This is a genomic window from Xanthomonas protegens (genome assembly GCF_038442435.1).
Lineage (GTDB): Bacteria > Pseudomonadota > Gammaproteobacteria > Xanthomonadales > Xanthomonadaceae > Xanthomonas_A > Xanthomonas_A sontii.
Map to the genome: position 1 here is coordinate 35,683 of NZ_JAQJCQ010000019.1, position 23,420 is coordinate 59,102.

The 23,420-nt window shown below is 70.0% G+C and carries 21 protein-coding genes; 7 read left to right on the top strand and 14 right to left on the bottom strand.

The annotated features are described in order from the left end of the window. The first annotated feature begins 44 nt into the window (after positions 1 to 44). Positions 45 to 935, top strand: coding sequence for a TolB family protein (locus tag PIQ37_RS18360; protein ID WP_342074560.1), 891 nt, complete (start codon positions 45 to 47; stop codon positions 933 to 935). Positions 936 to 1,442: 507 nt separating this feature from the next. Here the strand turns inward: PIQ37_RS18360 and PIQ37_RS18365 are convergent. After that, complete coding sequence (locus PIQ37_RS18365) at positions 1,443 to 3,950, bottom strand: sulfite reductase flavoprotein subunit alpha (protein WP_342074596.1); 2,508 nt, start codon at positions 3,948 to 3,950, stop codon at positions 1,443 to 1,445. A gap of 200 nt (positions 3,951 to 4,150) precedes the next feature. On the opposite strand from PIQ37_RS18365, the gene PIQ37_RS18370 reads away from it, so the two are divergent. Beyond that, positions 4,151 to 4,906, top strand: a complete 756-nt coding sequence (locus tag PIQ37_RS18370) for a DNA/RNA non-specific endonuclease (protein ID WP_048491289.1) — start codon at positions 4,151 to 4,153, stop codon at positions 4,904 to 4,906. Positions 4,907 to 5,023: 117 nt separating this feature from the next. Here the strand turns inward: PIQ37_RS18370 and PIQ37_RS18375 are convergent, their stop codons facing one another. Beyond that, entirely contained in the window at positions 5,024 to 5,911 is an 888-nt protein-coding gene (locus PIQ37_RS18375) for a LysR family transcriptional regulator (protein WP_342074561.1), read from the bottom strand. A 91-nt stretch (positions 5,912 to 6,002) separates the two neighbouring features. On the opposite strand from PIQ37_RS18375, the gene PIQ37_RS18380 reads away from it, so the two are divergent. After that, positions 6,003 to 6,992, top strand: a complete 990-nt coding sequence (locus PIQ37_RS18380) for an NAD-dependent epimerase/dehydratase family protein (protein WP_342074562.1) — start codon at positions 6,003 to 6,005, stop codon at positions 6,990 to 6,992. A gap of 353 nt (positions 6,993 to 7,345) precedes the next feature. Here PIQ37_RS18380 and hemB read toward each other — a convergent pair whose 3' ends face one another. Further along, the gene (gene hemB / locus PIQ37_RS18385; protein ID WP_026144287.1) at positions 7,346 to 8,338 is read right to left on the bottom strand and encodes a porphobilinogen synthase; all 993 of its coding nucleotides are present in this window, start codon (positions 8,336 to 8,338) and stop codon (positions 7,346 to 7,348) included. Positions 8,339 to 8,544: 206 nt separating this feature from the next. Next, positions 8,545 to 8,793, bottom strand: coding sequence for a hypothetical protein (locus PIQ37_RS18390; RefSeq protein WP_010340624.1), 249 nt, complete (start codon positions 8,791 to 8,793; stop codon positions 8,545 to 8,547). Positions 8,794 to 8,965: 172 nt separating this feature from the next. Between PIQ37_RS18390 and PIQ37_RS18395 the strand changes: the two genes are divergently transcribed. Together PIQ37_RS18395 and PIQ37_RS18400 are read left to right on the top strand one after the other, a co-directional pair. After that, positions 8,966 to 9,409 (top strand): hypothetical protein, encoded by a 444-nt coding sequence (locus PIQ37_RS18395; protein ID WP_152181558.1) that lies wholly within the window; start codon positions 8,966 to 8,968, stop codon positions 9,407 to 9,409. A gap of 225 nt (positions 9,410 to 9,634) precedes the next feature. Beyond that, the gene (locus tag PIQ37_RS18400; RefSeq protein ID WP_342074563.1) at positions 9,635 to 10,000 is read left to right on the top strand and encodes a hypothetical protein; all 366 of its coding nucleotides are present in this window, start codon (positions 9,635 to 9,637) and stop codon (positions 9,998 to 10,000) included. Positions 10,001 to 10,041: 41 nt separating this feature from the next. Here the strand turns inward: PIQ37_RS18400 and PIQ37_RS18405 are convergent, their stop codons facing one another. From PIQ37_RS18405 to PIQ37_RS18420, 4 genes are all read right to left on the bottom strand, one after another. Further along, complete coding sequence (locus tag PIQ37_RS18405; protein ID WP_342074564.1) at positions 10,042 to 11,847, bottom strand: DUF885 domain-containing protein; 1,806 nt, start codon at positions 11,845 to 11,847, stop codon at positions 10,042 to 10,044. Positions 11,848 to 12,092: 245 nt separating this feature from the next. After that, positions 12,093 to 12,680: a cytochrome c oxidase assembly factor Coa1 family protein gene (locus PIQ37_RS18410; protein WP_342074565.1), complete on the bottom strand. Its 588-nt coding sequence runs from the start codon at positions 12,678 to 12,680 to the stop codon at positions 12,093 to 12,095. A gap of 52 nt (positions 12,681 to 12,732) precedes the next feature. Then, positions 12,733 to 14,964 (bottom strand): S9 family peptidase, encoded by a 2,232-nt coding sequence (locus tag PIQ37_RS18415; protein WP_342074566.1) that lies wholly within the window; start codon positions 14,962 to 14,964, stop codon positions 12,733 to 12,735. Between the two features lie 70 nt (positions 14,965 to 15,034). Further along, positions 15,035 to 15,724, bottom strand: a complete 690-nt coding sequence (locus PIQ37_RS18420; protein ID WP_342074567.1) for a glutathione binding-like protein — start codon at positions 15,722 to 15,724, stop codon at positions 15,035 to 15,037. Between the two features lie 112 nt (positions 15,725 to 15,836). Here PIQ37_RS18420 and PIQ37_RS18425 point away from each other — a divergent pair, with 112 nt between their 5' ends. Together PIQ37_RS18425 and PIQ37_RS18430 are read left to right on the top strand one after the other, a co-directional pair. After that, on the top strand, positions 15,837 to 16,445 hold the full coding sequence (locus PIQ37_RS18425) for a TIGR00645 family protein (protein ID WP_017908501.1): 609 nt from the start codon (positions 15,837 to 15,839) through the stop codon (positions 16,443 to 16,445). A 171-nt stretch (positions 16,446 to 16,616) separates the two neighbouring features. Next, positions 16,617 to 17,627, top strand: a complete 1,011-nt coding sequence (locus PIQ37_RS18430; RefSeq protein ID WP_342074568.1) for an energy transducer TonB — start codon at positions 16,617 to 16,619, stop codon at positions 17,625 to 17,627. Positions 17,628 to 17,723: 96 nt separating this feature from the next. On the opposite strand, the gene PIQ37_RS18435 is transcribed toward PIQ37_RS18430, so the two are convergent. The 6 genes from PIQ37_RS18435 to PIQ37_RS18460 all read right to left on the bottom strand — a co-directional run bounded on the left by PIQ37_RS18435 (position 17,724) and on the right by PIQ37_RS18460 (position 23,144). Beyond that, positions 17,724 to 18,632 carry a CPBP family intramembrane glutamic endopeptidase gene (locus tag PIQ37_RS18435; protein WP_342074569.1) on the bottom strand — a complete coding sequence of 303 codons (909 nt, stop codon included), beginning with the start codon at positions 18,630 to 18,632 and terminating at the stop codon, positions 17,724 to 17,726. A 175-nt stretch (positions 18,633 to 18,807) separates the two neighbouring features. Then, positions 18,808 to 19,989: an ABC transporter permease gene (locus PIQ37_RS18440; protein WP_342074570.1), complete on the bottom strand. Its 1,182-nt coding sequence runs from the start codon at positions 19,987 to 19,989 to the stop codon at positions 18,808 to 18,810. Then, the gene (locus tag PIQ37_RS18445) at positions 19,986 to 20,732 is read right to left on the bottom strand and encodes an ABC transporter ATP-binding protein (protein WP_017908432.1); all 747 of its coding nucleotides are present in this window, start codon (positions 20,730 to 20,732) and stop codon (positions 19,986 to 19,988) included. The genes PIQ37_RS18440 and PIQ37_RS18445 overlap by 4 nt, the downstream gene beginning before the upstream one ends. Positions 20,733 to 20,763: 31 nt before the next feature. Then, positions 20,764 to 22,278: an alpha/beta hydrolase gene (locus tag PIQ37_RS18450; protein ID WP_342074571.1), complete on the bottom strand. Its 1,515-nt coding sequence runs from the start codon at positions 22,276 to 22,278 to the stop codon at positions 20,764 to 20,766. A 90-nt stretch (positions 22,279 to 22,368) separates the two neighbouring features. Beyond that, entirely contained in the window at positions 22,369 to 22,569 is a 201-nt protein-coding gene (locus PIQ37_RS18455; protein ID WP_017908434.1) for a helix-turn-helix transcriptional regulator, read from the bottom strand. Beyond that, the gene (locus PIQ37_RS18460) at positions 22,566 to 23,144 is read right to left on the bottom strand and encodes a hypothetical protein (RefSeq protein WP_342074572.1); all 579 of its coding nucleotides are present in this window, start codon (positions 23,142 to 23,144) and stop codon (positions 22,566 to 22,568) included. The genes PIQ37_RS18455 and PIQ37_RS18460 overlap by 4 nt, the downstream gene beginning before the upstream one ends. Positions 23,145 to 23,420: the final 276 nt, after the last annotated feature.

Below are 23,420 nucleotides of genomic sequence, written 5' to 3' on the forward strand. Positions count from 1 at the left end.
CGTTGGTTGTTTTAGACTGGCGGCGACATTCCATGGACTCCCACATGCGGACCCCTGTCCTGCCGCTCGCGCTGGCCGCGAGTTTACTCTGCGCGCCGTGTGCGTTCGCGCTTTCCGAATTCGGCATCGAGGGCATGGGCGTGGTATCGACCGCCGCCGACGAGACCCGCGCCAGCGTCGCGCCCGACGGCCAGCGCATCGTCTGGGCCAGTCCCGACCGCGCCGGCGGGCCGGGCGGCGGCGACCTGTGGCAGGCAGTGCTGCGCGACGGCCGCTGGCGCGACCCGCAACCGCTGCCGGCGCCCGTGAACTCGCCGAGCCTGGACAGCGACCCGTTCTTCAGCGCCGATGGGCGCTGGCTGTACTTCGCCTCGGATCGCCCCGGCGGCCACGGCGGCACCGACCTGTACCGCGCGCCGGTGCTGGCCGACGGCGGCTACGGCGCGCCGCAGAACCTTGGCGCGGCGGTGAATTCGCCGGGCAACGAGCGTGCGCCGACCCTGTCGCTGGACGGCACGCGGCTGCTGTTCGCCAGCGACGGCCACGGCGGCGCCGGCGGCCTAGACCTGTTCGTGGCGCGCCAAGAGGGCCAGGCGTTCGCGGCACCGCAGGCACTGGCCGGGGTCAACAGCGCCGACGACGAGACCGATGCGGCGTGGCTGGGCGACGGCCGTGCGCTGCTGTTCGCGCGTGGCCATGGCAGCACGGGCAGCCAGGTGCTGCTGGCGCAATGCGCCGGCGGCCGCTACGCGGATCCGCAACCGCTGGCGCTGTCGTTCAACGGCAGCGACGGCCACACCGCCGGCGCCGTGCTGGATGCGTCCAAACCCAGCGAACTGCTGCTGTCCGGCAGCGCCCGCGCGCCGAAGGCCGGCAAGCGCGACCTGTACCGGATCAAGGCACCGGCGGCGACCGGCAGCGGCGACTGCCTGTAAGCGGGTTCAGCGGCGACGCGAGCCACGGTGGCAGTCGCGCCGGGTTGCCGAGGGATGCGGTTGCATGGGCAGGCACGCATCCTGCAGTCACGACCGGGCGTTTTCGGGATACCGGCTGCTGGCATGCCGACACGCCCGGCAAACGGACCTCGGAAGGCCGCTGTGGGAGGGACTTCAGTCCCGACGCATGGCAGCTGGACGCACCGCCTGTTCGCCCGTCGCGACCCAAGGTCTCCTTCTAAGCCTGCTCTATAGCAGTTCAGTGAGACTCGTCGTCGTGCAGGAGCGCGTCTCGCCCTTGTGCAGGAACAGCCGCAATGTGCCTTGTCGGGTACCGGTCGCGGCTGAAGCCGCTCCTACAAGGCACAGCGCATCAGGTTGATGCATGGCCGACGCAGACGACAGGAAACGCCCTGACCTCGCGCCACACGCATCTGCTCTGCGGCCGAGGGACGATCGACGCAAGCACGCAGCGGCCACTGATCGTGCCGCTGGCGGCGCATCGCCTCAATACACGTCGCGCCGATACCGCCCCTCGGCGCTGAGCGCATCGAGCGTGTCCTCGCCCAGGATCTCGCGCAACGCCGTATCCACACCGCGCGCCATGCCGGCGAGGCTTCCGCAGACATACACGGTGGCGCCTCGCGCCACCCAGTCGCGGACCGCGTCGGCAGACTCGCGCAACCCGTCCTGCACGTAGCGCTTGTGCGCCTGGTCGCGCGAGAACAGCAGATCCAGGCGCTGCAGATGGCCGGCGTCGCGCCAGGCCTTCAGTTCGTCGCCGAACAACGCATCGTGCGCGGCATTGCGTTCGCCGAACAGCAGCCAGTGCCCCTGCACACCGGCCTGCGCGGCCTCGCGCAGCAGGCTGCGCAGGCCGGCGATGCCGGTGCCGTTGCCGATCAGCAGCATGGGCGCATCGCCATGCCGGCGGAACCCGGGGTTGGCCCGCACCTGCGCGCGCAGCACCGCGCCCACCGGCGCATGCTGGCACAGCCAGCCGGCGCCCACGCCGGGGCGGCCGTCGTCGCGCAGGGTCAGGCGCACCACCAGTTGCAGCAGGCCGTCGGCCGGCACCGAAGCAATCGAGTACTCGCGCAGCGGCAGGGTCGGCAGCGCGTCCACCCAGGCCTGCAGGTCGTCGCCCGGCGTTGGCGGCGTCAGCGCGCGTGATGCCAGCGCCTGCCACAGCGGCTGCCGCAGGCCATCGGCCTGTACCGTCTGTTCGGCGTCCAGCGCCTGCGTGGCGAGCCAGGTGCGGACCACGTCGGCGGCGTGGCAAGGCTGCACTTCCAGGATGTCGCCGGCATGCCAGTGCGCCTGCGGCGGCGGCACGAGGTCGATACGCCACACCGGCGCGCCGGCGCTGCCGGGATTGAGCAGGGCGCGGCCGGCCAGGCGCCAGTCCAGCGGCTCCGGCGCCTGCAGCACCGGCGCCGACGCCGCCACGCCGGTGAGCGCAGACAGTTGCCATTGCCATTGCGCCAGTGCCTGCGGATCGGCGTTGTCCACTTCCAGTGGCGGGAACAGCGCCTGCGCGCCCTGCGCGTCCAGCCAATGCTGCAGCTCCCGCGAGAAGCCGCAGAACTGCGGGTACTGGCGATCGCCCAGGCCGAGCATGGCGTAGCGCAGCTCCGGCAGGGCCTGGACCTGGCGCAGCACGCGGCGGACGAAGCCGCGCGCCGCGTCCGGCGGTTCGCCGTCGCCGAAGGTGCTGACCACGAACAGCGCGCGCTGGCTGCCGCGCAGTTGGGCCAGATCCAGCTGCGCCAGCGAACGCACCTCCACCGCCAGCCCGGCGGCCTGCAATTGCGCGGCGGTCTGCCAGGCCAGGCGCTCGGCCAGGCCGCTCTGGCTGGCAAAGCCCACCAGCCAGGCGCCGGCGGCATCGCCGACCAGCCCCGGTAGCGCGCGGCGCGCGGCGCGCAATGCGCGCTTCTTGCGCCGGCGGTCCAGGTACAGCATCCAGCCGGTGACGAAGAACAGCGACATGCACAGGCTCGCCAGCAGCATCGCCACGCGCCCGGGCAGACCGAAGAAGCTGCCGCTGTGCAACGCGAACATGCTGGTCAGCAGGCGCCGGCCCAGCGGCTGCTGCCGATACTGCAAGTGGCGCACGATGCGGCCGCTGGCCGGATCGACCTCCACGCTGTCGTAGGCGCGGTCGTGCGCCGGATCGGGCGGCAGGTAGCGGGCCACGATCGGCTGGCCGCTGCGGCCGGGCAGGCGCAGGTCCAGGTAGGCGCGCTGCGCGGCCGGCACGGTGGCGAGGGCCGCCTGCAGCCGCGCGTAGTCCACTGCGGGTGGCTTCCCGCCGCGGCCGCCTTCCTTCTCCTTGGGTGCGGCATCGCCGCCGAGCATCGCCACCAGCCCCTGCCTGTACCAGTCGTAGGACCAGTACAGCCCGGTCGCGGCAATCAGCAGGTACACCAGCAGGCACCAGGTGCCGATCACCGAGTGCAGGCTCCACAGGAAACTGCGCCCCTGCCGGTTCCACTCCACCGCCCACCAGGCGCGCCAGCTCCACCAGCGCCGCGGCCAGCGCAGGTACAACCCGGACAGGCAGAAGAAGATCAGCACGAAGGCGCAAACGCCGGTGACCGCCTTGCCGCGCTCGCCCGCGGCCAGGCGCCGGTGCAGGTCTTCGACGAAGGAGAAGAACCCGTCCAGGCGCGGCGCCGGCAGCACCGCGCCGGTGTAGGGGTCGAAGTACAGGCGGCCGCCGTCGCGGCCGGGCAGGCGCACCGCGGACGGCCGCGTGCCGGTCGGATCGATCAACAGGCGGTTGCTGCGGTGCGCCCCTTGCAGGTCCAGGCGCCGCGCCAGCTCGGCCAGCGGCAAGGGCTGCTCACCGGCGGCATGGCGCGCGGCGATGGCCGCCAGCGGCGGATTGGCCAGGCGCACGATCTCGTCCTCGAAGGCGAGCGTGGCCCCACTCAGGCCCATCACCGACAGCACCAGCCCGGCGCTGATGCCGAGCAGCCAGTGCAGCTGGAACAACAAGGACTTGATCACGTCGGCGCGGTGCGGGACAGGGCGGTCGCGCATTGTAAATGAGAACGCTTATCGCATGCGATTGATCCGTGGCGGCGCACCGTCTACCGCCAAGCGTGACCCACGGCGCAGTTGCCATTTGCGGCACATCCAGCGGTCACCCGACAGACATCGAATCTCGCCAGTTTCTTCACCTCCCCTGACCAGCCGAGGTTCCTGCAATGTCCGTCTCCCTGCGCGGTTGTCTTGCCCTGCTTGCGCTGTTCGCCGCCCAGGCGGCAAGCGCCGCTACCAGCTGTCCCACGCTCTACGCCGGCGGCAAGGCGCCGACGCTCGACGCGTCGATCACCAGCCGCACCACCGAGGTCTGCCATACCGAATACGTGCTGATGGCCTCCGGCGTGACCAAGGGTCCGCTGTACTCGGCCGAGCACATCACCGACCAGCAGGTCGCCGGCGCCGAATCGATCGGCCGCGTCGGCTCCTTCCACGACGAGACCGGCATCCCGGCCGCCGACCGCTCGCATACCTCGGACTACACCAACTCCGGCTTCGACCGCGGCCACATGACCCCGGCCGGCGACGCCTCGACCACCAGCTCGGAGAAGGAAACCTTCTCGATGGCCAACGTGGTCCCGCAGGACCACAAGCTCAACACCGGCGAGTGGGCGCGGATCGAAGAGCAGGTGCGTCAGCTGGCCAAGCAGCGCGGCGAGGTCTACGTGGTCACCGGCCCGGCCTTCGACAGCGGCACGCGCAGCAGCATCGGCGCCGACAACGTGCAGATTCCGAACTACGTGTGGAAGGCGGTGTACGAACCGGGCAACGGCGCGGCCGCCTACATGTGCGTCAACGACAGCACCATCAACTGCGACGTGGTGTCGATCAACGACGTCATCACCATGTCCGGCGTGGATCCGTTCCCGGCGATCAGCGCCAGCATGAAGGCCAATCCGATCGCGCTGACGCTGCCGTAAGGCGGGGATTCGGGAGTGGGAATTCGGGATTGGTAAAAGCGTCCTGATTCCCTGCCCGGGTTGGGGCGGCCGGAGGCGCGTATGCGCCAGCCGGCCGCCATCGCAAGCGCACGCCCCTCAGGCGGTGTGCGCCACCATCGCCTCGACCAAGGCCGAGAACACGGCACTGCAGGCGGCGCTGCCGCGTACGTCCTGGTGCATCACGATCCAGCTCTCCAGGCCGACGCGCACCTGCCGCGGCAGCACCGGCACCAGCGTCGGCACGCGCCGCGCCAGCGCGACCTGGCAGAAGCCGATGCCGCAGCCAGCGCGCAGCAAGGCCAGTTGCGCCAGGTCGCTGTCGGCGCGCAACGCGAACGCCTCGCGCCGCCACGGCGGCAGCGCACTGCGGGCGGCGCGCAGGAACGGCGTTTCCGTATCGAAGCCGATCAGCGCGTGCTGCGGCAGTTCCTCCAGCGTCCGCGGCAGGCCATGCCGGTCCACGTAGTCCTGGTGCGCGAACAGCGCCACCGCCACCTCGCCGACGCGGCGCGCGACCAGCACGTCCTGGGTAGGCCGGGTCATGCGTACCGCCACGTCGGCCTCGCGGTGCAGCAGGTCCTGCACACGGTTGCTCAACACCAGTTCCAGCCGCAGGTGCGGATGCGTGCGGCGCAAGGCCGCCAGCACCGGCGGCAGCACTTCCGCGCCGATCACCTCGCTGGCGGCGATGCGCACCGTGCCGCGCACCGCACCGCCGTGGCGGCCCGCCGCGCGCTGCAGCGACGCGGCCAGGCTGCCCATCGCCTGCGCATGCCCGCGCAAGGCCAGGGCGGCATCGGTGGGCAGCAGGCCGGTCTGCGAGCGAACGAACAGCGGCACCGCCAGCGCCTGTTCCAGCGCCGCCACGTGCCGGCCGACCGTGGGCTGGGTCAGCCCCAGCGCGCGCGCCGCCGCCGACAACGAGCCCTCCTCCAGCACCGCCAGGAAGGACCGGTAGAGTTCCCAGCCGATCGTATTGTCCATACAGAAATGTATAGCTGGTCGGTGCTCTTCGCCAATTTTCTTTTGCGGCGCCGGCACCGAGACTGAGCGCCGACCCCAACGGAGCGCTGCCATGTCCCCTTCTTCTTCCACGGCCCTGGTGCTGGGCGCCAGCGGCGGCATCGGCGGCGAACTGGCGCGGCAGATGCGCGACGCCGGCTGGCAGGTGCGCGCCCTGCAGCGCGGCCTCGCCCACCCCAGCGAGGCGCGCGACGGCATCCACTGGCACCGCGGCGATGCGCTGCAACGGGCCGACGTGCTGCAGGCGGCCAAGGGCTGTGCGGTGATCGTGCATGCGGTCAATCCGCCTGGCTACCGGCGCTGGTCGGAGCTGGTACTGCCGATGATCGACAACACCGTCGCCGCGGCCATCGCCGAGCGCGCCACCGTGGTCCTCCCGGGCACGGTCTACAACTACGGTCCGGACGCCTACCCGGCGCCGGACGAAGACGCGCCGCAGGCCCCGGTCACGCGCAAGGGCGCGATCCGGGTGGAACTGGAGCGGCGCCTGCAGGCCGCGACCGCACAAGGCGCACGCGCGATCGTCGTGCGCGCCGGCGACTTCTTCGGCCCGCGCGTGGGCAACAGCTGGTTCGCGCATGGGCTGGTGCGGCCGGGACGGCCGGTCACGACGGTGACCCTGCCGGGCGATCCGGGCGTGGGCCACCAATGGGCCTACGTGCCGGACGTGGCGCGGACCATACTGGCGCTGCTGCAACAGCGTACGCGCCTGCCGGCGTTCGCCCGCCTGCACATGGACGGGCACTGGGACGCCGACGGCACGCAGATGGCCGCGGCGATCGCGCGGGTGGCGCAGCGCCATGGCCTGGCGCCGCCAAGCACGCGCCGCTTCCCGTGGCCGCTGCTGACCCTGGCCCAGCCGTTCTGGCCGCTGGCGCGCGAACTGCACGAGATGCGCCCGCTGTGGCGGCACCCGCTGCGCATGCGCAATGCGCGGCTGCTGGAAGTGCTCGGCGAAGAACCGCATACGCCGCTGGACGTGGCAGTGGAGGCGACGCTGCAGGGGCTGGGCTGTCTGCCGGCGGCGACGCCAACGGCCTAGCGCCGACGTTTACGTAGGAGCGGCTTCAGCCGCGACCGTGATGCAACGGGAAAGCCCGGTCGCGGCTGAAGCCGCTCCTACGGGGATCCACGCCAATGGATCGCAAGATCGCTGCCTGTAAGGGAGCGACTTCGGGACACCTCGAATGACGCGTCATTGCCGCGGCTCGGCATGATGTCCTGTCTCGATTGCAGGAGCGGCTTCAGCCGCGACAGGCATTCCCGGGAATGCCCGTCGCGGCTGAAGCCGCTCCTCCCAATGGCTTGGTCGTTGCTGGAGGTGCCCTTCAGTCGCGGCAGTGCCTTCCCGAGAAACACGCCGCGACGGAGGCGCCTGCAACAAGCAGCGCCGGCTCAGCGCGCCTCGCGCAGCCAGCGCGCCACCTGCGGCGCGAAGTAGGTCAGCACGCCGTCGGCGCCGGCGCGCTTGAACGCCATCAGCGACTCCAGCACGCAGGCGCGCTCGTCCAGCCAGCCGTTGCCGATCGCTGCCTTGAGCATCGCGTACTCGCCGCTGACCTGGTAGGCGAAGGTCGGCACGCGGAATTCGTCCTTCACCCGCCGCACCACGTCCAGGTAGGGCATGCCGGGCTTGACCATCACCATGTCCGCACCTTCTTCCAGGTCCAGCGCGATCTCGCGCAGGGCCTCGTCGCCGTTGGCCGGATCCATCTGGTAGGTGGTCTTGTCGGCCTTGCCGAGGTTGCCGGCGCTGCCCACCGCCTCGCGGAACGGGCCATAGAACGCCGAGGCGTACTTGGCCGAGTAGGCCATGATGCGCACGTGCAGGTGCTCGTCGGCATCCAGCGCGCGGCGGATCGCGCCGATGCGCCCGTCCATCATGTCCGACGGCGAGACGATGTCCACGCCGGCCTGCGCATGCGACAGCGATTGCCGCACCAGCGCCTCGACGGTGATGTCGTTGAGCACGTAGCCGCGGTCGTCGATGATGCCGTCCTGGCCGTGGCTGGTGTACGGATCCAGCGCCACGTCGGTCATCACGCCCAGCTCCGGGAAGCGCGTCTTCAGCGCCCGCACCGCGCGTTGCGCGAGGCCGTCCGGGTTCCAGGCCTCGGCCGCGTCCAGCGACTTGCCGGCCGGGTCGATCACCGGGAACAGGTCGATCACCGGGATGCCCAGCTCCAGCGCTGCCTCGGCCTCTTTCAGCAGTTCTTCGATCGACAGCCGCTCCACGCCCGGCATGGAGGCGATCGGCGTGCGCCCCGGCACGTCGTGCACGAACACCGGCCAGATCAGGTCGTCGACGGTGAGGGTATGTTCGCGCATCAGGCGGCGCGAAAAGGCATCGCGGCGCATGCGCCGGGGGCGATAGTGGGGATGGGCCACGTGCAGGCTCCTGGGTGGGCGGATTCTGGGAGGCCGCGCCGGTCGCACGGCCGATGCCGCCAGGCACCGCAGGCCGCGCCGCCGGCACCGGCGTGAACGCGAGGCGGCCCGCGCGCGGGCGCCGTCGGCTGGGCATCTTACTCCCGCCGACGCGGCGCGCAGCGCGGAATGCTGCAACACAGCATGCCGGTCGGCCGGCACGCGGGTCAGATCACCCCGCCGCCCAAGCTCAACCGGATCACCCCGACCACGATCACCAGCGCATTGAGCATCAGGCCGGTCTTGGCGCGGCCGCGGTTGGGCGCCGCGGTGAACAGCAGCCCGATCGCGGCGATCAGCGCGCCGACCGCGGCGAACGGGATCAGGAACCAGTTGCCCCAGCCGAGCAGCGGGATGAAGGCCAGGATCATCCACAGCAACGCCACGATGCCCCACAGCAGACTGATCAGGCCCATGCCGGCCTCCGTGCGAATGTCAGCCTGCACCATAGCGCGCGGCGAACGCCAGGCAACCCAACTCTTGGCATGGGGATCACGGCGGCCCTGCGAGGGTGCGACAGCGGCGGGTTCGGCACGATTCACCCGGCCAGCCTATGATCGCGTGAGATCCGAACACGGGGGTAAGGCCATGAACATCCGACCGCTGTTGCCGCTGGCGCTGCTGCTGGCCCTGGCCGGCTGCGCCAGTTCCTCGAAGGTCATGGTCGGCGCGGCGCGCCCGCCGATCGACCCGGCACTGGTGCAGATCTACTCTGCGCCGCCGCCGGGGGCGGTGGATATCGCCCAACTCGAAGCCTCCAGCGCGGCCGGCTTCGGCACCCAGGGCCAGACCGACGCGGCGGTGGACCGGCTCAAGCGCGACGCGGCCAAGCTCGGCGCCAACGGCGTGGTGCTGATGGGCGTGGGCTCGCAGCGCTCCGGCGGCGGCCTGTCGGTCGGCGCGGGCAGCTACGGCGGCCACGTCGGCGGCGGTCTGGGCATCGGCATCCCCACCACGCAGAAACGTGCCGCCGGCATGGCGATCTGGGTGCCGCCGGGGGCGCAGGCGCCAGCGGCACCAGCGGGACGCTGAAACCGAGCCACCGGGCAGTCGTACAGCGGCGACGTCCGCTGCGCGTCGGCCTGCCTGCATCCAGGCACTGCAACATCATTACGTTATGGTTCACCCGCCTGAAAGGCGGACAGTCCCGCTTGGCTGCGAACCGCATGCATCCGCTCACGTGGGTAGGGAATGCATGAACTGGATCGTCTTCATGCAGCAGAGAACCCTTGTCGTCTTCATCCAGGAGGAGAGCCCATGAAGCGTTGGATATGGATTTTCGCTACATGTTTGCTGTCGTTTCACGCCACCGCCGCACCGGTCTACAAGACGCTCGTGTGCCGCGACAATGATCCTTTCGTGTTCTGCACCCAAGGTTGCAAGGGCATCGACAAGAACTGGAGTCCGGTCGATCCGATCAGTGGCACATGGCAAGCGGACCCAGGCTATTGTTTGAAGCCGAGTCCGGTTCGCTGCTGCAAGCACGGCTCGCACTGCGGTGCATGGACGCCCATCGCGATCGCTGCGGTGGACCAATACGAGGACATCTGTCCGGCAGCCGCCAAACAAGGCAACTGGACGGACCCTAGCCGGCGCCCGGAAAGCGTGCCGTACGAGCACTGAAGGCCGTACCGCTGCGCTTTCGCGCAGCGGTACGATGGCCCTCACTTGCGCTGCGCTGGCACGAACTCCTCGTCCACCGCCGTGGCCAGTTGGTCCGGGGGCAACAGCCCCTGGTCCAGCAGGAAGTTGTTGAACTTCAGCCGGTCGAACCTGGCGCCCAGCGCCAGTTCGGTGCGCATGCGCAGTTCCAGGATGCGGCTGTAGCCGTAGAAGTAGCTGCCGGCCTGGCCGGGCGCACGCACCATGTAGCGGTCCAGCTCCTGCCGGGCCATCGCCGGCGACAGGCCGACGTCGTTCTCCAGCACCAGGCGCGCCCGCTCGCGATCGATCAGGCCGAGATTGAGCATCGGGTCGAGCATGGCGCGCGCCGCGCGCAGCAGGCGGAACTGCAGGGCGATCAACTGCCCGTCCAGCGGCTCGTACGGCACCATCTCGGCCTCGGCGTACAGCGCCCAGCCTTCGACGTTGACCGAGTTGAACGCGAACAGGCTGCGCGCCAGCGACACGCCGCGCTCGACCATGGCGGTGAACTGCAGTTCGTGGCCCGGCCGGCCCTCGTGCGCGCTCAACGTCCACGCCGCGGCGCCGAAGTTGAAATCGTCGTAGTGCTCGCCCTTGCCGGCGCTGTCCGGATTGCCCAGCGGCAGCACGAAGGTGCCCTGCTCGCCGGTGTTGCCGACCAGCGGTGCCGGGCGGAAATGCGGCGCCGGTTGCGCGGCGCTCTCGGCCGGCGAGCCCAGGCGCATCTGCATCGGCCGCTGCGGCACGTCGACGATGCGCTGCTGGCGGATGATCGGATCGATGCGATCGATGACGCTGCGGTAGTGGGCTTCGAGCTTGTCGTCGGCAATGGTGTCGCGCTTGAGCGCGCGCAGCACCGTGCGGTAATCGCGGGCATCGTCGCCGCGCAGGCCCTTGGCCGCGGCCACCTGCGGCGCCAGCTGCTGCATCGCCGCGCGGGTTTCCATGAATTCCAGCTGCGCGCGCTGCATCAGCACCTGCGGTGCGATGTCGATGCCGACCTGCTTGAGCTGGAACGCATACAGCTCGGGCGGCAGGCGCGCATCCTCGCGCGCCTGCGGCAGCACGACCGTGCGCGTCCACGTGGCGTAGTCCTGGAACTGCTTGTCCAGCGCCGCCAGTGCCGCATCCGCGCCGGTGATCTTGTACTCGGCGAACAGCGCGCGAATGCCCTTGGCGTAGGTGTCGACGTTGCTCAAGGCCTGCTCGACCTCGCGCCTAGTCGGCTGCAGGAGCTTTCCGTCGGCGCGCTTTTCTTCGTAGCGTTGCCGCGCCAGCAGCAGGATCGAGGTGCTGCCCGGCGCCAAACCGACGTAGCGCTGCAGCCGCAGCAGCGCCTTGGCGCGGCGCGCCGCCGGTACCTGCTCGGACAACAGGTTGTTGAGTCCGCCGAACACATGCTGCGGCGCGTCGGTCCATGGCAGCAAAAAACGCTCGTTGAGCGTGCTGCCCTCGATCGCCTGGTCGGCGGCGTGGATCAGGATCGCCAGATCCTGGCGCACGTTCGGATCGCGCTCCACCTGCAGTTTTTCCTGCAGCGTGCGGCGCGCGGCAGCGGTGGCCTCGCGGAAGCGCCGCGCGTTGTCGGGACCGAAATCGGAGACCTGGTCGTCGAATCCGGGCACGCCGAAGAAGCTCACTTCCTCGGCCTGGAACGGCGCCTGCGCCTGCAGCAGGATCTGCGCGAACGCATTGCTGCGCTCCACCCAGGCCGGTGCGCGCGTGGCGGCTGCGGCAGCCGGTGCGGCCGCCGCAGCCAGCGCGGGAAATGGCGAAGGCGCCGCCAGTGCCAGGGTCAGGGCGATGGCGAGGACACGTGGCTTCATGGCGCAGCTCCGACAGAATGATGTCAGGACCGTACGCGGCGCGTGCCGGCTCGGCCATCTGCCGGAGGTCATGGCCGCCGCCACGCCGCGGTGCAGCATGTGGGTGAAGACCACGCCGCCGCGGTCGCGCACATGCTGTGCCGGCAGCAGAGCGCATGATTGCAGGACATGGGCGGTGCGATCGCGCCCCCCATGGCGCCACCCACGCACCACGCGGCGCGGGGGCGGCAGATCGTTCCCGCTGCTTACTTCGTCGCGTCGGCCTCGGCCGGCGTGGCGCTGTCGTCGACGTCCGTGGCGGGCACCGGCGGCGCCTCGACCGCCATCCCGTCCGCCTCTTCGTCCTCGTCGCTGTCGGCGTCCTGCCCGAGCGCATCGAGCAGCGGGATCGCTTCACCCGCATCCGGCAATACCTGCAAGGTGGTGTAGTGCCACTCGCCCGCATGGCGCTCGGCTTCGATGTACAGGGTGCCGTTGGCGCGGCTGCCGTGCAGCGACACGCTCAGCTCGGCATTGCCACTGCCGCCGCCGCTGCTGTTGAAGCTGCCGCTGGGCATGATGCCGTCCTTGATCGGCGCGCCCAGCGCGGCCGCCACGCGCGGGTCGTGTTGCGCGGCCATCACGCCGACCCGATACGGCTCGGAGGACTTGGTGACGCGCGCGATGCCGAGCACGAACACCGCGATCGACGCCAGCAGCAGGGCGCCAAGCACCAGCACGATCAGCGGCACCGCCCACTTCCAGTGCCGCGCCCACCAGCCGCGCTTGGCCGGCGGCAGCGCCGTGGTGGAGGTGGGACCGGGCGTACCGGGCAGCGGCGGCGGACTCGACATGACGTCACTCCTTGTCGTGCGGAAGCGGGAAGGTGGAAGCGGAACGGCGCACTCAGGGCTTGAGGCAACGCGCCAGGAAGGCTTCGGTGGTGCGGTAGCGGTGCAGCGCGTTGCTGCCGGACAGGCCGTGCTTGGCGCCCGGATAGGTCATCAGCTCGAACAGCTTGCCGCGCTTCTGCAGTTCGCTCATCAGCGAGGTGGAATTGGTGAACAGCACGTTGTCGTCGGCCATGCCGTGCAGCAGCAGCAGTTGCGAGGTCAGCCCGTCCAGGTGCGCGGCCACGCGGCTGTCGCGGTAGCCGTCGGGATTGGCCTTGGGCAGGTTCATGTAGCGCTCGGTGTAGTGGCTGTCGTACAGACCCCAGTCGGTGACCGGCGCGCCGGCGGCGCCGCAGGCATAGGCCTCGCTGTGCTTGGCCAGCAGCATCAGGGTCATGTAGCCGCCGTTGGACCAGCCGTACACGCCGATACGCGCCGCATCCACCCACGGCTGCGTCTTCAGCCAGGCCACGCCGCGCAACTGGTCGTCCACTTCCACGGTGCCCTGGTGCTGGTACAGCGCGCCGCCGAAATCGCGGCCGCGGCGCGGCGTGCCGCGGTTGTCGAGCGAGAACACCACATAGCCGTGCTGGGCCAGGTACTGGTCGAACAGCGCATCGCCGCGGCCGGGCCAGCCGTCGACCACGGTCTGCGCGGCCGGGCCGCCGTACACGTAGACCACCACCGGGTAGCGCTTGCCCGGGTCGAACCCGTCCGGCTTCATCAGCCGGTAGTGCAGCTGGGTCTTGCCGTCGGCGGCGGTCATGGTGCCGAACTCGACCGGACGCTGCGCGGCGCGGTAGGCCGCATACGGGTGTTGCGGATCGGCCAGGTCGTTGACCAGCAGGGTGGCGATCTTTTCGCCAGTGGCGCGGAACAGCTCGATCTGCGGCGGCGTGGTGGTGTTGGACCAGCTGTCGACATACACGCTGGCGTTCTTGGCGAAGCTGGCGGCATGCGTGCCGTTGGGCTTGGACAGCTGCTCGATGGCACCGCCGGCCAGCGGCACCGTGTAGATCTGCGTCTGCGTCGGCGACGCCTTGGTCGCGGAGAAATAGACCTTGCCGGCCGCCTCGTCCACCGCCAGCAGCTCGTCCACCACCCACTCGCCCTGGGTCAGCGGGCGCAGCGTGCGGCCGTCTTCCGAGGCCAGGTACAGGTGTTCGTAGCCGCTGCGCTCCGAGCCCCAGACGAAGCGTCCGTCCTTGAGGAAGTGCAGGTCGTAGGTGAGCGGGACCCAGGTCGGGCTGGTCTCGGTGATCAGCACACGCTGCTTGCCGGTGGCCAGCGTCGCCTCGATCAGCTCCAGGCGCTTCTGGTCGCGCGACTGGCGCTGGAAGGTCAGCCGTTGCGGATCGCGCCAGTCCACCCGCGCCAGGTAGATGTCCGGGTTCTTGCCCAGGTCGATCCACTGCGGCTGCGCGCCGGCGCGCGGCGCGATCGTGCCGAGTTGCACCTTCACGTTGGGCTGGCCGGCCTGCGGATAGCGCTGCTCCACCACCTCGGTATGGTCGGCGTAGACCTCCGGGCGCTTCTGCACCGGCACCTCGGTTTCGTCGATGCGCGCGAAGGCGATCGCCGAATCGTCCGGCGCCCACCAGTAGCCGGTGTGGCGATCCATCTCCTCGTCGGCGACGAACTCGGCCACGCCGTTGCCGATGGTCTCGCTGCCGTCGCGGGTGAGCTGGTGCTGCTGGCCGCTGGCCAGGTCGATCACCCACAGGTTGCGCCCGCGCACGAAGCTGACGTAGCCGCCCTTGGGCGAGATCTTCGGATCGGTGACGAAGCCTTCGCCGTGGGTGAGCTTGCGCACCGCGGCGCTGCCGGTCTTGCGCAGGTCGTACAGGTACAGCTCGCCGCCCAGCGGGAACAGCAGCGCATGCGCGTCCGGCGCCCACTGGTACTCGACGATGCCGGTGTAGGCGGCGATGCGCTGGCGCTCGCGGCGCGCCTTCTCCTCGTCGCTCAGGGTTTCGGTGCCCGGCAGCACCAGCTTGGAATCCACCAGCATGCGGGTCTGGCCGCTGGCGATGTCGTATTCCCACAGGTCCAGCTGGTTGCGGTCGCTGTCCTTGCCGCGCAGGAAGGTCACCCGCGAGCCGTCCGGCGCCACCTTGGGCTTCATCAGGGTCGGCCCGGACAGCGGCTTGCTGCCGGTGATGGCCTCCAGGGTCAGTTTCTCGGCGTGGGCGGGAAGGATGGGGGTGGCGAGCATGAGGGCGAGAGCGGCGAACAGAGAGCGCATGAAGGTTCCTGATGGAGCACCGAGCGCACGGATGATGCGCGTGCGCCCGGGATTTGAGAAGCGCGCCGGCTCAGCGCTGCCCGAACAGGTGCTTGCGCTCGGCGTCGCTGAGCGGCTTGCCCGCGTTCGGGTTCACCTGTTCCTTCAGTGCGTAGGCACGCTGGGTGGCCGGGCGTGCGGCGATGGCGTCGTGCCAGCGCTTGAGGTGCGGGAAGGCGGCGTAGTCGGGGGTCAGGCCGTTGTACACCTCGATCCACGGGTAGCTGGCCATGTCGGCGATGCCGTAGTCGTCGCCGGCCAGGTAGGCGCTGTGCGCCAGGCGCTTGTCCAGCACGCCGTGCAGGCGCCGCACCTCGTTGCCGTAGCGTTCGATCGCATAGCCGATCTTCTCCGGCGCGTAGACGTTGAAATGCCCCATCTGCCCGGTCATCGGGCCGAGCCCGGCCATCTGCCAGAACAGCCATTCCAGCGCGAGCACGCGCCCGCGCGGATCTGCCGGGAGGAAGCGGCCGGTCTTCTCGGCCAGGTACAGCAGGATCGCGCCGGACTCGAACACGCTCTGCGGCGCGCCGCCGTCGGCCGGGGCATGGTCGACGATGGCCGGCATCTTGTTGTTCGGCGAGATCGTCAGGAAGTCGGGGGCGAACTGCTCGCCGGCACCGATGTTGACCGGCTTGAGCGTGTAGTCCAGCCCGGCTTCCTCGAGGAACAGGGTGACCTTGTGCCCATTGGGGGTGGGCCAGTAGTACAGATCGATCATGACGGCGCTCCTGGAAGGGGAGCCCGAGTGTAGCGGCGCCCCCCGGCTTGGCAGCGTCATCGCCGGCCGGGTACCCTGGCCGCTCCCGCAACGCAGCATTCCAGACCACGCCATGACTCCAGAGCGGCCCCGCCTGCATCCCCTGTCCAACCTGATCTTCGCCTCGCGCTGGCTGCAGTTGCCGCTGTACCTGGGACTGATCGTGGCCCAGGGCGTCTACGTGTTCCTGTTCGGCAAGGAGCTGTGGCACCTGATCCACGAGGCGCCGAGCCTGGGCGAGCAGCAGATCATGCTGATCGTGCTCGGCCTGATCGACGTGGTGATGATCTCCAACCTGCTGGTGATGGTGATCGTCGGCGGCTACGAGACCTTCGTGTCGCGGCTGGGCCTGGAAGGCCATCCGGACCAGCCGGAGTGGCTGAGCCACGTCAACGCCAGCGTGCTCAAGGTCAAGCTGGCGCTGTCGATCATCGGCATCTCCTCGATCCACCTGCTCAAGACCTTCATCGCGGTCGGCGCGCTCGGCGGCATGCCGATGTGCTCGCCGGAACAACTGGCCAGCGCCGTGGGGACGGTGGACCTGAAGAGCTGCGCGACGCTGACCGCCACCGGCGTGCTGTGGCAGACCATCATCCATGGCATCTTCATCCTGTCGGCGATCGGCATCGCCTGGACCGACCGGATCATGTCCGCGTCCGCGCCGGCGCGGCCGGCGCATTGACCGGCGCGCGCCGCGTCACGCTTTTTGCCGCATGGCAGCGGCTGCCACGCACGCGGCGGCCGCGGATGCTAGATTGACCGATGGGGTGCGCTGGCGGCATGGGGGCCGCAGCACCGCGAACGCACCGCCGTCGCATCGTTGATTGCCAACACCGGGGATTCAGGGGGACGCATGTCGCAACTCACCACACTCGCCAAGGCGCGCCAGGTCGCGCCGATCCTGTTGCTGGCCGCGCTGGCGGCCTGCTCCAAGCAGGAAGAGGCCGCACCACCCAGCGCTGCACCGGCCACCGCCGCGGCCAACGCACCGGCACCGCCGGCGGTCTCGGCCAAGGTGCAGTCGATGGGCACCGAACAGTTGCACGACTCGGCCAGCCAGGCGCTGCGCGAGAACCGGATGTACGCACCGGCCGGCAACAACGCGGTCGAGTACTACCTGGCGTTGCGCGACAAGCAACCCGACGACGCCGGGGTCAAGAGCGCGCTGACCGACCTGATGCCGTATACGCTGATCGCCGCCGAACAGAGCATCAACCGCGAGGACTTCCCGGAAGCCCAGCGCCTGATCGGGCTGATCGAGAAGATGGATCCGCAGGCGCCGGCGCTGCCGCGGCTCAAGCAGGGCGTGAGCAAGGGCATGGAGGCCGTGGCCCAGCGCAGCCAGGACGAGACCGACAAGGCCAAGAAGGACGCCGAGCAGAAGGCCAAGCTGGCGGCCGAGCAGCAGAAGCAGGCGCAGCAGCAGGCCAGTGAGGCGCAGGCGGCGCAGCAGATCGCCGCACAGCAGGAGGCCGCGCGCCGCGAGAGCGCACGCCAGGAGGCCGAACGCCAGGCCGCCGCGCGCCCCGCCACGCCCGCCGCCACCACGCAACCGACGCCGGCACCGGCGGCCGCCCCCGCGGCCACGCCGGCCGCTGCCGCCACCGCACAGACGCTGCGTCCGATCAGCACCCCGGCGCCGCGCTATCCGCCCGAAGCACTGCGCTCGGGCACCGCGGGCGAAGTGCTGGTGGAGATCACCGTCGGCACCGACGGCGCGGTCACCAATGCCCGCGTGCTGCGCTCCACGCCGCCGCGAGTGTTCGATCGCGAGGCCTTGAACGCCACCAAGCGCTGGCGCTTCGAACCCGTCAGCGCGCCGGTGACCACCCGCCGCACGCTGGCGTTCAATCCCGGCGGCTGAGTCCAACGATGACACGTGCGTGCCCGGCGGCTGCCGGGCGCGCAGCGAAGGCGCAGGCGCAACATCGCGCCGACCGAACCACTTCGACCGGCGCGATCAGGACGTCGGTGTCATGCCCGCACTGCGCGCGGAGACGCCGAAGCGCCCCTTGCGCCAGGCCATCCAGGTCGCGATCGCACCCACCACCGTGCACACCAGCAAGCCGGGCAGCGAGGCCTCCGGGCCGAACGCGCCACCGCTCAACCAGTCCGGCACCCCGGCCTGCGCCGTGCTGCGCGCGAGTGCCGGCCCCATGTCGGTCCCCGATACCGCCGCGCCCAACAGGTAGCCCTGGGTGAAGTTCCAGGCCGCATGCACGCCGATGGAGACCCAGAGCCGGCCGCTGAGCACGTAGAAGGCGCCCAGCATGACGCCCGCCTCCACCGCGATGCAGAGCGCGGCGAACACGCTCGCGTTCGGATTGCCGAGGTGGGCCAGGCCGAACAGCAGCGCCGACAGTGCGAATGCCAGCCATGGCCCGAACGCACGCCACAGCAATCGCAACAGGATCGCGCGCAGCATCAGTTCTTCCACCACGCCGGCCTGCAGCGCCCTGCCGAGCGGCGCCCACACCGGCGCCGGCCCGGTCCAGCGGATCGCGTAGACGCCGAACGCCGCCATGATCGCCATCACCGCCGCGAACATAGCCGCACCCAACAGCAGCCCCACGCCCAACTGCAGGGGCGCGGCGCGCCAGGCGAGTTCCGCCGGCCAGCGCCGCTCGCCCAGGCGTACCACGATTGCGTAGAGCACGGCGGCCGTCAGCGCCGTCGCATACGGCGCGAGCCGATCCGCGCCCGGCGGAAGCAGCCTGGCGCACAGCAGCGGCACCGCCGTCGCCACGACGATCATCAGCGCCAGCAACGCGATCGCCCAGAGCAGCGCCCGCAGCCAGCGCACCCTCCCTGGCTGCAGGATGCGCGCCTCGCCCAGCACCAGCAGGCGCCTGGCGCCGGCGGCCATCATTGCTGGGACATCGTGTGGATCTGGAGACATGCAAAGGCTCGCTGCGGAGGAAGCATCGGCAAGACGGACAACTCCGCTGCGCGCGCAGCGAGTGTGCATCACGATCGCGTTTCCTGCGCGGCCCCGCGACGACGGGCGTGCAGCGCGCGGACCCGGCCCGCGCGCTGCCGCCTGCTCAGCCGGAGATCGCCAGCTGTTCCTGCCGGTAGCGGCGCACCGCCGCCAGCCACAGCACCGCGGCCAGGCCGAAGCCGGTGATCAGGTACACCGCCCAGATCTGCGGATCGATCGTTTCGCGGCGGATGATCTTCATCAACATCTGGTTCTGCGCCAGGAACGGCACCGCGAACTGCCACAGCGTGGTCTTCAGCGGATACACCATCAACGCATAGCCCGGCAGCATCGGCAGCAGCATCAGCCAGGTCATGTGGCTCTGCGCTTCCTTCATGCTCTTGGCCGCGGCCGCCAGATAGGTCAGCAGCGACGTGCCGATGAACAGCATCGGCAGCAGCACGAACAGCATCTGCAGCATCGCCACGAAACTGACGTTGAGCTGGCGGCCGATGCCGCTGGCCACCTGCGCGCTGAGCTTGAACGCGAGCAGGGTCAGCAGCAGCGAGACCAGGCCGACCACGCAGGCGGCGGTGATCTTGCCGCTGACGATGGCGCTGCGCGAGGCCGGCGTGGCCAGCAGCGGCTCCAGCGATTGCCGCTCGCGTTCGCCGGCGGTGGCGTCGAGGATCAGGTACGCGCCGCCGATGAACGAGGTGATGGTCAGCAGCACCGGCAGCAGCATCGCCAGCAACGCGCCACGCTTGGCCTCGGGTGTGGCCAGGTCCTGCAGTGCCACATCCAGCGGCCGCGATACCTGCGAATCTATGCCGCGCGCCAGCAGGCGCAAGGCACCGACCTGCTGGCCGTACATGCCCAGCGCGGCCTGCACCCGCTGGGTCGGGATGTCGGCATCGCGGCGGGTGCTGTCCTTGATGATCTCCACCAGCGCCGGGCGTCCTTCGTGCCAGGCGTTGGCGTAGTCCTCGTCGATCTTCAGCGCAAGATCCACGTCCTGGCTGCGGATCGCGCCGGTCAGGTCCTTCGGCGGCGCGACCGCGTTCAGGCCCTGCGCGGCGAGGAAGGCGACCAGGTTCGGCGCACGTTCGCGGCCGATCACCGGAATGTCCAGCGGCTTGTCGATCTGGGTGCGCACCCGGCTCTCGGCCAGCGCGCCCATGCCCAGGATCAGCGCCGGATACAGCAGCGGGCCCAGCAGCAACGCCAGCGCCAGGGTGCGGCGATCGCGCGAGAGGTCGCGCAATTCCTTGCGCATCACGGTGAATACGGTACGGAGCAGGCTCATGCGTGCAGTCCCTCGTCGCTGCCGATCGCCTTGACGAAGGCGTCTTCCAGATTGGGTTCGCCGGTGAGGGCGCGCAGTTCATCGGCGGTACCGGCGGCCACCACCGTGCCCTTGGCGATGATGACGATGCGATCGCACAGCGCCGCCACCTCCTGCATGATGTGGCTGGAGAAGATCACGCAACGCCCTTCCTCGCGCAGCTCGCGCAGGAAGCCGCGCAATGCGCGCGTGGTCATCACGTCCAGGCCGTTGGTGGGTTCGTCCAGGATCACGTTGCGCGGGTCGTGGACCAGCGCGCGGGCGATCGCGGTCTTGGTGCGCTGGCCCTGGCTGAACCCTTCGGTCTGGCGGTCGAGGATGTCGTCCATGTCCAGCGCCTTCGACAGCAACCGGGTGCGCTCGGCGATGCGTGCCGCCGACAGCCCGTGCAGCTCGCCGAAGTAGGCGATGTTCTCGCGTGCGGTCAGCCGCTTGTACACCCCGCGCGCATCCGGCAGCACGCCCAGCGCGCGCCGCACCGCCATCGGATCCTGACCCACGTCGACGCCGTCCACGCGCACCTGGCCCTGGTCCGGCGCCATCAGCGTGTACAGCATGCGCAAGGTGGTGGTCTTGCCGGCGCCGTTGGGACCGAGCAGGCCGGTGATCTGGCCGTCGGCAGCCTGGAAGCTGACCCCTTGCACGGCCTGCACGGCGCCGGCGCGGGTCTTGAATGCCTTGTGCAGATTGTCGGCGACGATCATGCCCGCCCCTCCCTGTCGAACGCTGCGCAGCTCATGGTTCCCATCCGTTGAATGAAGTGAAGGCCGGCACGCCGCTCATCGCGTCCAGGCAGGTGGCATCGAGGTGCTTGGCATCGGCGGTCTCGAAGAACTGGCCGAGCAGCTTGGGCATGCAACCCAGGGTCATGGTGCCGTGGCCCTGGCCGCGCACCACCAGGTGGCGGCCGTTGGGCAGGCCCTTGAGTACGCGCTCGGCATAGCGTGGCGGCGTCACCGGATCCAACTGGCCGGAGGTCAGCAGCACCGGCAAGGTGGAGGTGAACGGCGCGGTGAAGTCCGCCGGCCGCGTGCCGGTCGGCCAGGCCGGGCAGGCGGCGAAGAACATCTGCGCCACCTCCGGGCCGAGCAGCGTGTCGTGGGTTTGCGGCGCGCGATAGCGGTCGGCATCCTCGGCGCAGATCACCGACCACTGCATGCCGCGATTCATCTGCCCGTCCAGTTGCCCGCCCATCATCTTTGCCAGCGACATCAGCGGCCCGTAGCGGCCGTTGGCCGCTTCGTCCAGCACCAGCGGCAGCAGCGACGCGGTCTGCGGCGCGTAGGAGAACGAGAACGCCAGGCTGGTGACGGTGTCGGCGGTGACGCGGTCGTGGCGACTTTCACCGCTGGCCGGATCGCGGTAGTCCACCTCCACCGGCGCCTGCCGCAGCCGCTCCACCACCGCCCGCAACTGCGCGCGGGTATCGGTGGGGAAGCGCTTGGCGCAGGCCGGGTCGGCCTTGCACTGCTCAGCCTGGAGCGCGATCGCGTCCTCGAAGGTCGTGGCGAATTCGCCGCCGACCACCAGGTCGTTCGGCGCCACGCCATCGATGACCACGCTGCGCACGTGCGGCGCATAGCGACGCGCGTACTGCTGGGCGACGCGGGTGCCGTAGGAACCGCCGATCAGGTTGATCTTGTCCACGCCCAGCGCGGCGCGCACCGCATCCAGGTCGCCGATCGCCTGGGTAGTGGTGTAGTAGCGTGGATCGGCACGACCCTGCAGCGAATGCGCGCAGCGGCGGGCGTAGTCGACCAGTTCGGCGGCGGTGGGCGCGCGCGCCGGATCGGCCAGCGGCATGTCCTTGCCGTCCGGCCCCAGGCAGCTCAGCGGGTTGGATTGGCCGGTGCCGCGCTGGTCGATCAGGAACACGTCGCGGCGCTTGCGGGTCTCGCGCAGCGCCATGTCGACGATGCTGGCGACCTGGGTGGCGGCCTGGCCGGGACCGCCGGCCAGGAAAAACACCGGATCCGGGTCGCTGCCGCCCTCGCCGGTGACCGGCAGCCAGGCGATGTTGAGTTCGATCTTGCGGCCATTCGGCGCCGCCGGATTCTCCGCCACGGCCATGCGCGTGCACTGCGCCGCGACGTTGTTGGACGCCACCGGATTGGTCAGCGTGCACGGATGGAAGCGCAGCGCGCCGTAGCTGCGTTCGGACGTCTGCGCCGTCGGTGCCTGGGCCGCCTGGCAGGCGGCGAGCAACAGGGTGGCCGCCGCGATGGCGAACGGCCGGGATGGGTGTCGCATGGTTCGCATCCTTGAGTTCATGGCTTGCAGGATGCCATGCCGAAACATGGCGTCGTCGGTGCCCGGTGGGGCATGGAACGGAGTGCGCGGTTACTCGCCCTCATCGAACAGGAACACCTGCTCGATGCTGTGCGCGAACAACCGCGCAATGCGGAACGCCAGCGGCAGGCTCGGATCGTATTTGCCGGTCTCCAGCGCATTGATGGTTTGACGCGACACGCCCAGCCGCTCGCCCAGTTCGCCCTGCGACCAGCCGTGCGCCTCGCGCAGCTCGCGGATCCGGCTGTTCATTGGTAGCGGCGCGCGTTCGCGACCTTGACCACCCCATAGGTCATGCACAGCGCGGGAAACACCCACAGCATCGCGCTCGAGGCCGACAGCGCGATGACCTGCGCGGCCTGCAGGAACCCGGCGGCCATGTAGACGCCACAGGTCAATCCGGCGGCGATGGCGATGGACTCCAGCTCGATGCGCCGCTGCAGTTCGTCGGAGTCGCGCACGAAGCGCGCCACCGCACGGATCACCAGCGCCAACATCAGCGCCGGCAGCAGCGCGACCACCACGCGCAGCCACAGCACGTCCACGCTGTCGAGCAGGCGCTTCCAGAACAGCATCACCACCACGTAGGCGCCCATCGGCGGGAAGAACTCGCGGTAGTAGCGCCGCGCCAGCGCCCGCGGCGCGCTGTCGGCCAGGCTGCCCCGCGACCACCACAGCAGCAGCGCCATGAACAGGCCGCCGATGCCGACGCCCATGCACACCCCGCGCAGGTAGTCGCTGCCGCCGAGCGGCAGCCAGGTCCCCGCCGCCAGCAGCGCCAGACTCACGCACAGCACCACGATCGCGTTGCGCCTGCAGTTGCCCATCACCTGTCCCCGATACTCAGCCGATCCCCGATCCGGCACCCTCGCGGCTGCCGCGTATGCCGTGCCGACCTTTCCCCTGTCAAGCACGCTTGACAGGAGGATGCGCGCGCCAAGATCGGCTGTCAAGCGTCCTTTACAGACAAAGCGAAATCACCGGCAAGCCGGCGCAACGAGCCCCTCTCCCACCGGGAGAGGGGTTGGGGTGAGGGTACGGGCGCGAAGCGCACACGGTGCCTATGGAGCACGCGCTTCACCCCCGACGAATCCTCCCAGTGA